Raw genomic sequence first — 15,656 nt, 5'->3', positions numbered from 1 at the left:
TTTAATATTTGATTCATAAAAAACGCACCGTGAAGATGCGCTTTAAAATTTATTTTGTAGGATATTTTTCATTTAAAGCCTGAAGAATTGCCCATGTTTCAGCATCCATAATCCCATCATAATTCTGAGGCCTGAAATGATATTGTAATGCTTCGATAGTTTTTTTTGTAACATCATCCCATTTTCCGTTAGGAAAAACTTCGTAACCAAATTTCTGCAATGCAGTCTGAACCAAAAAGATAAACGGAGTCTCATTATATCTCATTGAAACGTCGGTCTGTGCCGAAGTAAGAAAATTTTGTTTAGCAGCTTCATCATACCACATTCCGATCTGATATTCGTCGTAAAGTTTTTTCCATGGAAACTGTGGACCCGGATCCTGTTTTCTTGCCGGAGCAATATCTGAATGCGCCAAAACATTGGTTGCAGGAATATTATATCTCTTCACAATATCTTTAGCTAAAGCAGCTACTTTTTTGATCTGATCATCGCTAAAAGGCTGAAATATCTTTGCGCCTGTCGCATCTGCGGTGTATCCCATATTTACAATTTCAATTCCTATCGAAGTATCATTCAGATTTTTATCTGTGCGCCACGCACTTACTCCGGCATGATAAGAACGTTTGTTTTCATCTACCAATTGATAGATCTCATTATCTCCTAAATTATTGACAAGATAATGTGCGCTCACTCCTTGCTGAGTAAGAACCGTTATCGATTTATCATCAGGTAAAACAGTATAATGCAAAATCAGATATTTTTGTCTGAAATTTTGTGCAATCGCAGGGAAATAAGTTTTTACAACTTTGTATCCGGCAGGTTTTGCAGAAACAATAGAACCGTAACTGGCTGTGTTATCATTTTTGGTTATATCTGCAATATTGGTTGTGAAAAATTCGGCTCCACTTTCTTTTGTAATTTGTGGTTTATTTTTTTCCTGAGAAGCAGAATTAGTTACAGTTTTTGGTTGTGTGACTGCTGTTTTGGGACGGTAAGTATTTTTTTTAATATTTTTTTGTGATGTACACGAAAAAGCGAATATACTTAAGCCGATGATATATAATGTCTTACGCATTAGTTTAAATTTTTAATCATTTATCAGCGTAAAAATACACAATTTTTTTCTGAATTTTATTTGGTAAATAAAGAAATCTATTCTATATTTGCACTCGCAATAACAGAACAAAAGATCTTTAAAAATACATAATAAATGGAGAGTTGCCTGAGTGGCCGAAAGGACATGTTTGCTAAACATGCGTACTGGAAACGGTACCAAGGGTTCGAATCCCTTACTCTCCGCATTTATTATTCTCGGGGCGTAGCGTAGTCCGGTCATCGCGCCTGGTTTGGGACCAGGAGGTCGCAGGTTCGAATCCTGCCGCCCCGACTGTTTTAGTAGTTTTCTCAAAACTATTCAATGGGTGCGTAGCTCAGCTGGATAGAGCATTCCGATTCTCGGAACGGTCGAAGCTGAAAGATTCGCTTAAAAGTTTAGTAATTTCTTAAAATTACAAATGGGTGCGTAGCTCAGCTGGATAGAGCATCTGCCTTCTAAGCAGACGGTCTCAGGTTCGAATCCTGACGCGCTCACACAAAACTCACAATTTTTATTGTGAGTTTTTTTGTTTACATTGGTTTCATGTGTTTTTGCTATATTTTTCCATTTAATCTTCCACAAATTTTGTTCTTGCTGCTTTGATTCCAAAATAAAACATCACGATGACCGAAATTCCTAAAAAATAAAATGACAATTTCCAGGAAGTATCGTAATCATGCAATTTACCGAAAACAGCAGGCCCAAAAGCCGCTATCAAATACCCAATAGATTGCGCCATTCCTGAAATTTTAATCGCATTGGCACTAGATTTTGTCCGCAAAGAGAAAAACAGAATCGACAAACTAAACGACAAACCATTTGATAACCCTAATAACACCGCAGTTGCATAAATCCATTCTGACTTTAGCCAGGCAAACATCAGAATACTTACAAGCATCAACACAGAAATAAAAACAATCATTGCTTTTTGATTTTTCATTTTACTTGCGATAACAGGTCCTACAAAAGTAATCGGTATCATCGAAATCTGTATGATAAACAAAACCCAGCCAGGCTCATTACCCTGCATTCCGTAATCACCAAGAACAGCAGGCAACCAGGAAATTAGTGAATAATACACCAAAGACTGAAGCCCCATAAAAATACTGATATTCCAAGCCTGAGCAGATTTAAACATATTAAAATTAGACTTAACAAGCGAATTTCCGGCTTGTTTTATCCTGGATTTATTCAGTAATAATTCTAAAATCACTACAAATAATGCCAACAATGCAATGACAAGCCAAACTCCCAATGAACCGCGCCATCCATAACCCGTCCATTCACCAAGACTCACACTATATCCTGAAGCCAAAGCCGCTGTAAGATTCATTGAAACAGCAAAAATACCGGTCATTAAACCTATCTGTTTCGGGAAATTATTTTTGATATATCCCGGTGTAATTACGTTTCCGATGCAAACTCCTAAACCTATAAATATTGATCCTGTAAATAAAGTCCAGACTGATCCGAATACTCGCATAAAAAGCCCGAAGCTCAGAATAATTAAAGCATACAACAAAAATCTATTGATACTGAAGCGATGCGAGAATCTACTCACCAAAACAGAACAGCTTGCAAACATCAGAAGCGGGATCGATGTAAGCATACTGCTTTGTAAATTGTCTAAATGAAGCGAATTACTAATCTGATTGAGAACAGGGCCTACAGAAGTGATAGGAGAACGAAGATTACTGGATACCAAAATCAAAACCAACACATTTATAATCAATACGATATAAGAGGACCTTCTCCTTATTTTGTTTTTCATAATACTTTATAACAATTAATATTACAAAAGTAGCTTTGTTATTTTATATACATTTGCCATAATATTAATTTAAAACGACATGCTTTCGGGAAAAACCTTATCTGTTGACGACATTCACAAACCTAATTTTGTTTGGTTTGAAGACAACTGGACGCATGATAATGTGATGCATAAACACGAAAAAGCTCAATTAATTTATGTAGAAATTGGTTTTCAATATTTAACAGTGAATGGAAAAATTTATCTTTTGCCACAAAATCATGTCGCTTGGATTCCGCCCAATGCCATTCATAAAACCAATTCACATTCTGAAATCATCAAATTGATGATCATCTTTTTTGAAGTAAGTAAGAGTGATTTGTTTTATTACGAAGTCAATATATTTTCGGTTCCTCCCGTTCTCAAAGAAATGATAAAATATGCCGAAAAATGGTCTAGAAATATAGAAGAAAGTGCTGATGAAAATATATTTTTGAAAGCATTATATAATGAGCTCCCCAATTTTGTAGCAGACGCTATCCAGCTGCATATCAGTCTTCCAGAAGACAAACGCCTGAGCAAGGCTATAAAATATCTGAACAATAATTACACTAAAGATCTTAAAATGGACGACCTAAGTGAAATAGCGGCTTTGTCGCTCCGTTCTATCGAAAGAATTTTTAAAAAAGAAACAGGCCTTACTTTGAGTAAATACCAACAGATGCTCCGTATTATTAAAAGTCTCGAACTTCTAAGCGCCCATAAATGGACAATATCTGAGATCGCTTATAAAGTAGGTTACAAAAGTTTGCAGGCTTATACGAACAGTTTTAAATCTGTAATGCAATACAGTCCGAGTGATTTTTTGAAGACAATTTAATGCGACTATAGCTAAAAAGGAAAAAGAATCATAACCTTTAAAATTGTCTGCTTTTGTATCATTAATTCGGAAAAGAAATACCATTTTCTTAGATTCCAATTTGCAATAATCTTATTTCTCGATTTTGCAAACCTTCATTAAGGCTCAATATTTAAATCAGCTAAAAGCCTTTTTAATACAATTAATAAAAAAATTATAAAAATATTTTTCATTTCATATTTTAAGATAAGTTAATGGTTATGAATACTGTAAGGACAATAAAAAAGAAGACATTCAATATTGATCAAAAATTATTGTAGATTTTATTTTGAATTATAAAAAAATATCCTATCTTTGCACCCACAAAAAACAAGGTAATTCTTGTTAAAGATGACCTTTAATCGGGGCGTAGCGTAGTCCGGTCATCGCGCCTGGTTTGGGACCAGGAGGTCGCAGGTTCGAATCCTGCCGCCCCGACTGTTTTAGTAGTTTTATCAAAACTATTCAATGGGTGCGTAGCTCAGTTGTAGAGCATTTCGATTCTCGGAACGGTCGAAGCTGAAACAATAACTTAAAAGTTTTAGTAATTTCTTAAAATTACAAATGGGTGCGTAGCTCAGCTGGATAGAGCATCTGCCTTCTAAGCAGACGGTCTCAGGTTCGAATCCTGACGCGCTCACTCAAAACTCACAATTTCTATTGTGAGTTTTTTTGTGTACATTAATTTCATGTGTTTTTGATATATACTGGATCAATCACAAAACTTGGGGACTATGCAAAAAGTTTAGACAACCTGAACAGAAAAAATGCTTTATCCCGCACACCTCTTAATTGCAATCTGAAGTTTTTATTTTCGCATTGAAAGACTCTGCGGAAGCATTCGTGCTTCTTCTTTCAAAATAATTGAGAATCTCATTGTAATGATTCATTATGGTTTTTCTGAGCACCGAGAAAGCTTTAAATCTTGATTCTTCCACCTCTTTGAACCAATGTGCCAGTTTCAACATTGCAACGGATTTTTGAATGTTTTGGTTGTAAATTTTCCTCAAGCCATCAGATAAATTGTACGCTTTTTCTAAATCAGGATATTGCGAGAATAAGATTTCAGCTCGCTGATTTTGCGATGCAGTCCATTTTTCTCTGGTTTTGTAGAGTAAATACCTGCTTCTTGCCAAAAGTTGCTTTCGGGTATCGCCATTTTCAAAAGTTTCAATCCCGGGGTTGTTTTTCTTTTCTTTTGCTTCCATGAGCAGGTTGTTTTCTTGCTCAATAGCTTCCCAACGGTGGCTTATCCTTAATTCCTGCAACGCTTCTATGGCTAATTTCTGGACATGGAATCGGTCGATAATTTGTGTGGCATTGGGAAAACATCTTTTGGCGATGAGCTTCATAGAACCTGCCATATCCAAAGTAATTCCTTTTACATTTAACCTTAGTTTTTTGTTGATTTTTAAGAGATATTCTATTACGGTATCACTGTTGGTTCCTTTGATAATGGCGACAATACTGCCTTTTCTGCCCCTTGCTTTTTTGGAGGTCAGAACAGTGTACAATTCGCCATCAGAAAGAGCAACTTCATCGAGAGATAGGTGGTGTGAGAGGTTTTCGGGATAGAGAATCCAATCCTCGGCGTGTGATTTTTGTTTCCAGTTTTTAAAATTGCTGATGCTTTGCTTGTATTGCCTTTGAAATTTCCTGCCATCCACGCCATACATCTCGCCAATGGTTTTACAGGGAAGCGCTTTAGTATCGGCTGATTTTTTTTAAGAACTCGGCAAAATCCTGTGTCATGCGGGTTCCTTTGGCAATGAGATTCCAATCTCTTTGGATGATGTTGCCGGTTTTTGTATCGGTCCATCTTCTGCGTTTGATGTGGAGTTTTACTGTTTTTCCACGAAGAGGAAAATCGTCAACGGTAATTTCCGGAACAAAACCTTTTGACTGCAATAACAGAGAAGAAAATTCTTTCGGAGCTGTATTTTTCTCGTCAAAGTAAATGTGGACGATTTTGTTTTCTTCTTCAACTTTTACAATCTCAAAATGCTCAATCAAGAGTTCAGGTAAAAATAATTTGAGGAGTTCGGCATCGTTTAACATTCCACAAAATTATCAATATTTTTTTTATCCCCAACTTTTGAGATTGATCCGAAAGATTAAGAAAGCATCTTTCATATACTATCCAAATCCAGAGCTCCACTGCTTATCATTTAGCAAAATTTCACTCACTATAAAATCATCTGGATAATTATTAAACCCATCTTTTTGTTTAAGAAGATCAACAACATCAGTAGCCATTTTTTGATCAGAGAACACCCCTATTTCTCTTTCGTCATCCAAGAAAGTATGAATACTATAAACGTGACTTACTTTAAAAACTGTTTCTAAACTTAATTTCTTAATTATTGTGCTATAATCATGAATGAAATCATCTTCAGTTAAATAATCTCTTCCCATCTCACCAACAACCACTGTAAAACCGTTTTGCCAATTTATTTTATTTAATTCAACTTTTTTTAAATAGAAATCGTTAGGATAATCTGAAAATCCACGGAAAAGAAATAACCTTTCCTTTTCTTTTTGAGCTTTATCGGGATCGTCAAAATATCCTAAAAACTTTCTGTCACGGTGAGTGTTATCTGTATAAACATGTTCAAGTGCATAGAGAAAATAATTCATAATCTTAAGTTTAATAAAAACAAAAACCACCGTAAATATACAGTGGTTTCAAATTTTATTGTTAAGATTATTTCAGTCGGTAAGAATCACCATTCCAAAGATACGTTTTTGATGCATTTTTCTTCTTTTCACGGTCTTTCTCATCTCTTTCCATCTCTTCTATCTTGAGGATAAAAGAGATGGGAATTCCGCCTTTATCGTTAGGGAAAACAAATTGTTCGCTGTGGTAATAAACATCTGCGTCACCAACATTCATCAATTGAGGAAGCGCAATCATTTTTTTATCTTTTACCAGAATATACTGGTCATAACTTGCGATTCCACAGGCTTCACCCGAAACCATAGCTTTTAAAGTAAATTCTACATTTTTCAGCTTATGATTACTTTCAATATTGAAAGTTCCGTAACTCAAACTTTCGCCTGAACCAGTATCAAAAGAAATCTCATCAATCAGTGTGTTTCCTTCAACCATTTTGATGGCTGCAATATTTTGTTGAATTGCTCCATCGAACTCAGGATTTTTTTTACTAATAGTTTTGGTTAATCCAAAAAGGAAATCATATCCATTTTTATTTCTGTAGCCTACACAAAGATTTCCGCCCCAAACGTAACCTTCGGAAGTTTTATCGCCTTTCTGGTAAGATATTTTGTACCAATTGGCTCTTCTTTCGCCTAATTTCAGAATAGTTTCATCTTGTTTAAGAATCAAAATTTGTTGATTCGTTTGTAGAGAATCTAGAATTTGGGCATTGACATTTGGTGATTGTCTGATTCTCGTAAAATCGGTAAAAATTTTCTGCGTTTTATTTTCTTCAAACTGAAAAACTCCGTTTGCATATTCGTAATCTTCTTCCTGCGCAAAAAAAAGCTGAATGACGCATAAAAATAAAATGGTGATGAATGGTTTCATATTAATTAGGTTGAGGCTGAGGTTGAGCTTGAAATTAAAATATTACAATAACAGATTTTACTTTTCAAGTAATAAGCTTACCCATTCTTCACGCTGCAATTTCTTTTTCAGTTCTAAATTGTTTTCTTTACAAACTTCCAAAATATCATCAACATCGAAGAAGCACAAACCTGAAAGCAATAATTTACCATCTTCATTTAAAACAGAAACGTAAGTTGGAATATCTGAAATCAAAATATTTCTGTTGATATTTGCTAAAATTATATCGTAATTTTCTTTTCCTAAATTGTCTGCAGTTCCCAGTTCGATATCCAATTCCACACCGTTTCTTGCAGCATTTTCTTTTGAGTTTTCAACTGACCATTCGTCAATATCAATGGCTTTTGTATCTCCGGCTCCGATTTGTTTTGCATAAATCGCCAAAACCGAAGTTCCGCAACCCATGTCTAAAACTTTCTTGTCTTTAAAATCAATATCCATCATTTGTTGGATCATCAAATGCGTTGTCGGATGATGACCTGTTCCGAAAGACATTTTTGGCTGAATGATAATTTCGTGCATTCCTTCTACAGATTCATGAAATTCTGCTCTGATTAATACTTTATCATCAATATTGATCGGTTCAAAATTCTTTTCCCACTCTTCATTCCAGTTGATGTTGGGCATTTCGGTGAAAGAATATTCTATTTTCACTTCTTCATTTTGAAAAAGTGGCAACGCTTTCAATTCTTCTTCTTTGAAAAGTTCTTTCTGAATATATCCTAAAATACCATGAATTTCTTCTGTAAAACTGTCGAAACCTATCTCGATAAGTTCAGCCATTAATATTTCGTTCCAAGGTTGAAGTGGCGAAATCCTGAAATCGAATTCTAAATAATTTTGCATGTGAATAATTTGTTGCAAAAATAAGTATTTAAAAGTTTAAAGGTGATGAGATTTACCCATGAAGATTATAATTGAAAGAAAATATATTTGGCTAAAGCCATGTATCGCGTCAAAGCAAAAGCGGACTAAAGCCCGCTTCTATTGATTTTATTATCTTAATGTAGAAGTTGTTATTATTTATAACTATCGTCTTTCTGTTTCACAAAAACCAGCCCTTCGAGGAAGGGAAATTTTAGCATTACTAATACTAACTTCTAATATCTAGTTTCTAACTTCTTTTTTATGGATTTGTAGAGAAAATAGAACCATTCGCTATCAAAGCACGTCTGTTCATTTTCAAAATATCTCTTACCCATTCTGCAAAATCTTCAGGCTGAAGAACTTTATCCGGATTTCCGTCTGTCAAACCGCCTTGGATAGACATATCTGAAGCAATGGTACTCGGCGTTAAAGTAATTACACGAATGTTTTGTTTTCTCCATTCTGCCATCATTGATTGAGATAAAGAAACGACGGCTGCTTTTGAAGCTGCGTAAGCCGACATATTTGGTCCACCTTTCAAGCCTGCTGTAGAAGCTACATTTACAATATCACCTTCGCCTTTTTGTTTTAAGAACGGATACACTGCTTTTGCCGCATAATACACTCCGAAAAGATTGGTTTTTATTACCTGTTCCCAAGTTTCGGAAGGCATCTCTTCAATAGAACCAAAATCTCCGATTCCCGCATTGTTGATCAGAATATCTACGCCACCCAATTGCTCTGCAATGGATTCTATTCCTGCTTTCACATGGATTTCATTATCTATACTAAAAACCGCATACGCTGCATTCACACCAGATTTTCTGATTTCGTCAACAGTCATTTTCAGGTTTTCTTCGTTTCTTCCGGTGATTCCTATATTCACGCCTTCATTGGCAAGAAGTAAAGCTATAGCCTTTCCCAGACCTCTACCACCACCCGTAATGATGGCGTTTTTTCCGCTTAGATTCATTATTTAAATTTTAATGGTGCAAATTTACGAAACCCTTTTTTTAAACAAGCGTTTATGTTTTTGATTTAATGAAAATTAATTATCAGGAAATTCTATATCAAACAAAACCAGCTTACGAATAAGCTGGTTTCTGAAAGTAATATATAAAAAGTAAAAACTGATTCTAAGGAATAAGCACTGCGTTTTGAACTTCAAATTCTTCCGATGCCGAAAATTCATTTCCGTACATATCGAAAGCTTTCACCTCAACTTTGTGCTTTCCGAGTGTTAATTTATTTCCAAAACCTCCAGCCCAGATATGCTTTGACTGTTCAGGATTTGAAGGCCTTCTTCCAGGGAATATTTTTTCTGTAGAATCCCATTTAAAAACAGCGTTTGCAAAGTTGGGATCGATAGTTTCGTTGTATTCCATTTCTTCCCATTTTCCGCCATCAATTCTGTATTGAACTTTATCTTTTTTGCTTCCCATAAAGAAGTTTGCCAAAATTTTAGCTGAAGTTTTCGATGGATGAGGAATCACTTTCGGAACATACAATTGAATTTGATAATCTTCAGGTTTTCCTGCAGTTTTATACTTCACTTTGTACTGATTATCATTAAAACTGATGAAAGAATATCCTTTCGCAGTACCATCTCTCATTGTAGAAGTCGGCAAGCCAATTTCATCAGAAGTCCCTGACCACCAATCTCCGCAAGTGGTTCCTACATTATATTCATGAAGATCTTTTGTACCTTCCCAGCCTTGAGCTTTTCCGTAAAAAATCTGCTGCTGAATGTGAGTATGAGCCGACAACATCAATGCATTTGCGAATGGAGAAAGCGCATCAAATAATTTCTGGCGATCTGCATTTCTGAAATTATCTTCATTGTTATGCTCCAAAGGAATGTGAAAAGAAACAACGATCAGTTTGTTTTTGTCTACCAATTTTAAATCATTTTGGATAAACTGAACCTGATCTTCTCTGAAACCTCCCCAATATCCTTTTCCGTCTCTCGGGTCCGGGTAAAGAATATCATCAAGTACAATAAAATGTACATTTCCGTAATTAAAAGAATAGTTGGCAGGACCAAAATTAGCTTCAAAAGTTTCGTCTGAAAGCTGATCATCTTTAGCATCATAATTCATATCATGATTTCCCATTACGTTGTACCAAGGCAAACCGACTTCTTTCATTACATCAGCATAAGGTTTCTGAAGACTCAGATCATCGCCTACCAAATCTCCAAGACTGATTCCGAAAACTGCATTTTTCTTGGTTGATTTCACTTCATTTACAATTGCTCTTTTAAAATAATCCAGCTGCTTTTCGGTGTAAGGTTGCGGATCTCCGAAAACCAAAATATCAAAATTCTTGCTTTCGTTTTGTTTATGTAATGCAAAATTTAATTCTTTAGGAAGTTCTCCTGTAGGTGCAGATCCTTTATACTTAAAATCTGCAGGCGAACCTTTAGGCTTGTATTGATAGTAATATTGCGGTAAATTATTTTGATTTAAAGCCATCATATATCCGGATGGTTTAATAACAAAAACTGTCTGACCCTCTATAATCGGTAAGCTATATTCTCCGTTTTTATCGGTTAATACAACCTGAGCTCCGTTTGAAACGGCTACATTTTCTATTCCTTTTTCACGTTTTTCTTTCTGCTGATTTTTATTGATATCTTCAAAAACATATCCTGAAACCGATGCCTGAGAAAATGCCATTGCTGAAACGAGTACTGATGGCAGTAAAAATTTTATGTTCATTTTAATATTGATTATTGATTAATTTGGAATTACTGATTCCACCACATTTTTGTATTGATATTATCGCCACCCATATTTTGAGAAGCTGTTACATAATTGTCATAATTCTGAACTTTTGTAACCGTTGGATAAGGCATTCTCTGGGGCATTTTTGCGTTATTCATCAAACCTCCGTTGTTGGGCAATACAGGAAACCCTGTTCTTCTCTGCTCATACCATTGTTGATGATCTACAAAGAACAATCCTACATATTTCTGAAGCATAATTCTTTCTAAAGTTCCGTTGTACGCTACTTTCGGATTGGCAAAATAGTTTGCAGGCATTGTTGCTCCCCATTGTTCAAGAGTTGCTTTCACGCCGCTTTCGTAGAACGTTTGTGCACTTCCCGGAATAATTCCTTTAAAAGCCAACTCCGAAAGAATAAACTGAAGTTCTGCATAAGGCATTACCAAAATTTTCAGCGGTGCTTTTGCTAAATTCTGATTCAGATTTGAAGGCTGATAATCGAATGTAGATCCCAATGCGTATCCGGAAGGAACACCTTTATAACCAATATTTGCATTGGCAGGCGGAAGACTTTTAGCCTGAGTAAAAAACATGCTTAATCTTGGGTCATTATTGTCTACCAAAGTCTGAGTAAAAAAACCTCCTGAAGCCCTATATGCTGTAAAATCCTGCGGTCTTGCAATCGGCGGCATCAATGGTGCAATACCTGAAATATCTAAAGTAGCACCATCTGCATTACTCTGAAAAATCGGATAAACTGTAGGGTTACTAATAATCTCATTGATTCTGGCGTGCACATCTACTTCGCCATTTTTATTTAAAATCCTTGTCAAAAGTCTTAATGAAAGAGAATTACAGAATTTTTTCCACTTTATGATTCCGGCTGTGCTTGCGTTGGCCTGAAAGAAAAGATCGCCTTCAGTCAACGTTTTTGTGGTATCAAAAAGTGTATTTGCTTCTTTAAGATCATTTAAAAGAGATAAATAGATGTCTTTCTGTTTATCATATTTTGGCTTCATTATATTTTCTTCAAGACGTAAAGCTTCCGTCATCGGGACATCTCCAAATGCATCGGTAAGATTGGCCATAATCCAAGCATTCAAAACTTTAGAAATAGCGAGATAATTATTGTTTTGCTCTTTTTTTGCTGCTTCATTAAGCTCTTTTACCTGTTTCAGCCATTTGTAGCTTGTATTCCAATATCCGTTTCCGGTACTTTCGGTTAAATAATAACGGCTTACTGTATTTCCTTCATTAGGAAAATCCAGAGCAACCTGCATGATATCGAATGTAAAATCATCTGCTCTGTTGTATCCGTAAGATCCCATTTCGTACTGAATCGGAACGAGAAAACTGCCTACAGAAGGCTGCTTTATTTTGCTTGTATCTGTATTGATCTCTTCAAAGCTCCTTTCGCAAGAATTCATACTAAAAACTGAAAGAGCAATTGCGGTAGATAAAAATATTTTTTTCATGAGGTTGATCTTAGAATTTTAAATTAACTTGAAAACCGACAGTTCTTGCCGTTGGAAGCTGACCAATTTCAGCACCTGGAGTAATTGTAGAGTCATTAAGCGCAGCAACTTCAGGATCAAACATTGGAAATTTGGTCCACATCCAAAGGTTTTTACCAAAAACTGCTAAAGTAAGCTCAGTAAGTTTTAATGGAGCAATCACATCTTTTGAAAATGAATAGGCAATTCTTGCATCTCTCAATTTAATGAAAGAAGTATCAAAAGTATTGGTCTCAATATTGGCTCTTCTGTAGTAATCACCGTAATATGCTGCTAAACCAACCGCTTTTGTATTTGGGCTGTAAGTTCCGTCAGAATTTAAAACAACACCCTGTCCTACAATCGTTCCACTCGGATTATCTCTTCCCATTAAAGTATTCTCAAGTTTACCTTGCTCAGACATTTTGTGATGAGTTTGTGAATATGCCATTCCACCATACTGACCGTCAAAAGAGAAGCTGATCTGCCAGTTTTTAATTTTGAAATCATTTTGAAGACCGGCTCTCCATTTCGGGAATGCATTTCCTACTTTCTCTACTCGATCGGGTCTTGAAGGAAGCCCTGTTGTTGCATCATAAACTACTTGTCCGTCAGCATTTCTTACTAATTTGAAACCATAAAGATCTCCCAAAGCACCGCCAACAACTGCGTTGTAATATAGAACTCCCGCTACGGTAGAAATTGTGTAATAATTATCACCCGTGTATTCTTCAGGAAGTGACATTACTTTATTTCTATTCATAGACCAATTTGCAGAAACATTCCAGCTAAAGTTTTTAGATTTTACCGGAATTGCATTCAACCCCATTTCAATACCTCTGTTTCTTATTTCCCCTGCATTGATAATACGAGTTGTATACCCCGATTCTACAGGAGTGGAAACCCCAAGAATTTCGTCAACTGTTGTATTTTGATACAATGTGAAATTGTAGCTTAATCTATTTTTTAAAACAGAAAGATCCATTCCCGCTTCGATATTGGTGTTTTCCTGAGGTCTTATATTTGGTGTCACATACGTACTTGGCGTTAAAACAGATCCTACAAAATCACTTGGCGTGTAATATTTATCAATCTGATAAGGTGATCCGCCAAGACCGACCTGTGCCCAAGACGCTCTTAATTTCCAGTAATTAAAATTTGAGCTTGATAATTTAAATATATCTGAAAGAATAAAACTTGAACTTACCGAAGGATAAAAAAATGATCGGTTATCTTTATTTAAGGTACTGCTCCAGTCATTTCTTGCAGTAACATCTAAGAATACCAAATTATTATAATTAGCACTTACTAACCCGTATACACTGTTCATCTGCTGATCATTGGGTTTGGGAACTTTTGTGATAAGCGCTATGGCATTATTTAGACTATAGTCGCCGGCTACCTTTAATCCTTCAGCACGGAAGTCTGTCATTACATATTGATTGTAACGTATACTTGCTCCGGCATTTGCACTTACATTAAATTTGCCATAATCTTTTTTGAAAGTAAATAATAAGTCATTATTGAACTCATTATTCTTAATATATTGCTCTCTGTAGAAACCTTTCAGATAATTGGCAGAGCTGTAAGGTCTCTTTGTTGTTCTTTCTTCATCAAGCATTTCGATTCCTGATCTTAACATCAAGCTGAAATTTTTGTTGAAATCATAAGTTGCAGAAATATTTCCGGTAATTAATTTCTTTTCTACACCGTTCAGCATTTTATAAGCAATCAGATAAGGGTTATCAATAAACGAACTGAATGGATGAATCTGGTCAAGTTCTTCCTGACCCGGTTTCCAGATTGGTTTATACCAAGCCAAATCAACATTCGGATTTTGGAAAATCATGAAATAAGAAATCGACTGGTTATTGTATCCTGTGGCAGGAAGATTATCACTTTGTGTATTAGCGTAGTTGAATTTGGTTGAAATTCTGAATTTATCTGTTACTTTATGATCTAATGAAATCGCACCATTGAAACGGTTAAAACCTGTATTTGGCATCATCCATTTGTTATCCAGATAAGTTAATGAGGCTCTGAAGCTTGTTTTATCTGTACTGCTTTCTACAGAAACATTATTAGAAGACGTTACACCCGTTTCCCAAAAACCTTTGATATTATCTTCATACGGTCTCCACAATTGTCTTTCGGCACTTTGTCCAAGCAAATTTGGGTCGTACTGGAAATAAGACTGACCATTGAATTTTGGACCGAAAGCACTACTCGTTCCTCCTGTACTTACACCGTCTGCAGAAGCTCCGTAAGAATAGAAAAATTCTCCTGCTGTATTTTTAGTTAAAGTTCCCTGACCGTACTGATACTGGTAATCCGGCCATTTCAAAACCGAATCATAGCTTAAAGTAGAATTAAAGGAAACAGTCAGTTTACCGTTTTTGCCTTTCCCTGACTTTGTGGTAACCATCAATGCTCCATTCGCAGCTCTCGATCCGTACAATGCTGCCGCAGAAGCACCTTTCAGTACGGTTACCGATTCGATATCATCCGGATTAATACTGTTGAGGCCATCACCCAGATCGACTGGTAAATCTCCTCCGGTTCCTGCACCATACGCCGCAGTTCCAGTTCCTGTAGTTGAATTGCTCAAAGGAACACCATCAACAACAATTAATGCATAATTTCCAGCGAAACCAAATGTTTTTTCTCCTCTGAGTGTTATTCTCGCCGAGCCAAGGGGGCCTGCTCCGGCTGTTTGTACTTTAAGGCCAGAAACCCTGCCTTCCAGACCTTGAGCCCAGTTGTTATTCTGAATGTTTTCAAAAACCTCAGCATCTACTTTCTCGGCTACATAACCTAAGGATTTATCTTGTCTTTTGATACCCAGAGCTGTCACTACAACTTCATCAATATTTTTGATCGTATCTTTCTTCACCTGCTGCTGGGCTGCCATATTGACGCTCACCAATCCTAACACAGATAAAAGAAGTAATTTTTGAGTCTCTTTACGCATACACTTTTTTGTTTGCGCAAAATTAGAAAGCTATGACCAGCATAGCTTTAATACGGTTTTAACATATTTTAAACAATTTCTAAACGCCATATTAACTTATGATTAACGATTATGTATAAGCTTTTAGTTAACAGTGCATTAAAAACATGAATCATTTTTAATACAAAAAGTGGCTTATTTTGTCCTACCTTTATTGTCTTTTCCTGAGAAAATAAAAAAATTTGTTGATAGGGTTTAGTTGACAGTTGGTAGGTTTATATTCAATAGCT

At 35.8% G+C, this 15,656-nt stretch carries 12 protein-coding genes and 5 tRNA genes; 6 read left to right on the top strand and 11 right to left on the bottom strand.

The annotated features are described in order from the left end of the window. Positions 1–49: 49 nt before the first annotated feature. Positions 50–1,075, bottom strand: a complete 1,026-nt coding sequence (locus tag EG358_RS07705) for an N-acetylmuramoyl-L-alanine amidase (RefSeq protein WP_076563116.1) — start codon at positions 1,073–1,075, stop codon at positions 50–52. Between the two features lie 137 nt (positions 1,076–1,212). Between EG358_RS07705 and EG358_RS07700 the strand changes: the two genes are divergently transcribed. The 3 genes from EG358_RS07700 to EG358_RS07690 all read left to right on the top strand — a co-directional run bounded on the left by EG358_RS07700 (position 1,213) and on the right by EG358_RS07690 (position 1,590). Continuing rightward, positions 1,213–1,299, top strand: a tRNA-Ser gene (locus EG358_RS07700). A gap of 13 nt (positions 1,300–1,312) precedes the next feature. Beyond that, a tRNA-Pro gene (locus tag EG358_RS07695) sits at positions 1,313–1,387 on the top strand. A gap of 129 nt (positions 1,388–1,516) precedes the next feature. Further along, positions 1,517–1,590, top strand: a tRNA-Arg gene (locus EG358_RS07690). Between the two features lie 74 nt (positions 1,591–1,664). On the opposite strand, the gene EG358_RS07685 is transcribed toward EG358_RS07690, so the two are convergent. Then, complete coding sequence (locus tag EG358_RS07685; RefSeq protein ID WP_076563118.1) at positions 1,665–2,867, bottom strand: CynX/NimT family MFS transporter; 1,203 nt, start codon at positions 2,865–2,867, stop codon at positions 1,665–1,667. Positions 2,868–2,946: 79 nt separating this feature from the next. On the opposite strand from EG358_RS07685, the gene EG358_RS07680 reads away from it, so the two are divergent. The 3 genes from EG358_RS07680 to EG358_RS07670 all read left to right on the top strand — a co-directional run bounded on the left by EG358_RS07680 (position 2,947) and on the right by EG358_RS07670 (position 4,384). Next, complete coding sequence (locus tag EG358_RS07680; RefSeq protein ID WP_076563121.1) at positions 2,947–3,726, top strand: AraC family transcriptional regulator; 780 nt, start codon at positions 2,947–2,949, stop codon at positions 3,724–3,726. A gap of 381 nt (positions 3,727–4,107) precedes the next feature. Then, positions 4,108–4,182, top strand: a tRNA-Pro gene (locus EG358_RS07675). Positions 4,183–4,310: 128 nt separating this feature from the next. Beyond that, positions 4,311–4,384, top strand: a tRNA-Arg gene (locus EG358_RS07670). Positions 4,385–4,532: 148 nt separating this feature from the next. Here EG358_RS07670 and EG358_RS07665 read toward each other — a convergent pair. The 9 genes from EG358_RS07665 to EG358_RS07625 all read right to left on the bottom strand — a co-directional run bounded on the left by EG358_RS07665 (position 4,533) and on the right by EG358_RS07625 (position 15,387). After that, complete coding sequence (locus EG358_RS07665; RefSeq protein ID WP_455580153.1) at positions 4,533–5,420, bottom strand: ISAon1 family transposase; 888 nt, start codon at positions 5,418–5,420, stop codon at positions 4,533–4,535. A gap of 28 nt (positions 5,421–5,448) precedes the next feature. Next, positions 5,449–5,802 (bottom strand): ISAon1 family transposase N-terminal region protein, encoded by a 354-nt coding sequence (locus EG358_RS07660; protein ID WP_076561346.1) that lies wholly within the window; start codon positions 5,800–5,802, stop codon positions 5,449–5,451. A 78-nt stretch (positions 5,803–5,880) separates the two neighbouring features. Continuing rightward, positions 5,881–6,381, bottom strand: a complete 501-nt coding sequence (locus EG358_RS07655) for a hypothetical protein (protein WP_076562262.1) — start codon at positions 6,379–6,381, stop codon at positions 5,881–5,883. A gap of 67 nt (positions 6,382–6,448) precedes the next feature. Then, complete coding sequence (locus EG358_RS07650) at positions 6,449–7,291, bottom strand: SH3 domain-containing protein (protein WP_076562263.1); 843 nt, start codon at positions 7,289–7,291, stop codon at positions 6,449–6,451. 57 nt (positions 7,292–7,348) lie between these two features. After that, entirely contained in the window at positions 7,349–8,176 is an 828-nt protein-coding gene (prmA, locus tag EG358_RS07645) for a 50S ribosomal protein L11 methyltransferase (protein ID WP_076562264.1), read from the bottom strand. A gap of 280 nt (positions 8,177–8,456) precedes the next feature. Next, on the bottom strand, positions 8,457–9,170 hold the full coding sequence (locus EG358_RS07640) for a 3-ketoacyl-ACP reductase (RefSeq protein ID WP_076562265.1): 714 nt from the start codon (positions 9,168–9,170) through the stop codon (positions 8,457–8,459). 163 nt (positions 9,171–9,333) lie between these two features. Next, the gene (locus EG358_RS07635; RefSeq protein ID WP_076562266.1) at positions 9,334–10,917 is read right to left on the bottom strand and encodes a calcineurin-like phosphoesterase C-terminal domain-containing protein; all 1,584 of its coding nucleotides are present in this window, start codon (positions 10,915–10,917) and stop codon (positions 9,334–9,336) included. A gap of 29 nt (positions 10,918–10,946) precedes the next feature. Beyond that, positions 10,947–12,398, bottom strand: a complete 1,452-nt coding sequence (locus EG358_RS07630; RefSeq protein WP_076562267.1) for a SusD/RagB family nutrient-binding outer membrane lipoprotein — start codon at positions 12,396–12,398, stop codon at positions 10,947–10,949. Positions 12,399–12,408: 10 nt separating this feature from the next. Continuing rightward, positions 12,409–15,387: a SusC/RagA family TonB-linked outer membrane protein gene (locus tag EG358_RS07625; protein ID WP_076562268.1), complete on the bottom strand. Its 2,979-nt coding sequence runs from the start codon at positions 15,385–15,387 to the stop codon at positions 12,409–12,411. Positions 15,388–15,656: the final 269 nt, after the last annotated feature.

Origin of the sequence: Chryseobacterium indoltheticum, from assembly GCF_003815915.1 — a bacterium.
GTDB classification, from domain to species: domain Bacteria; phylum Bacteroidota; class Bacteroidia; order Flavobacteriales; family Weeksellaceae; genus Chryseobacterium; species Chryseobacterium indoltheticum.
Note: the sequence above shows the minus strand (reverse complement) of the source record. Positions and strands in the feature narration are given on the sequence as shown.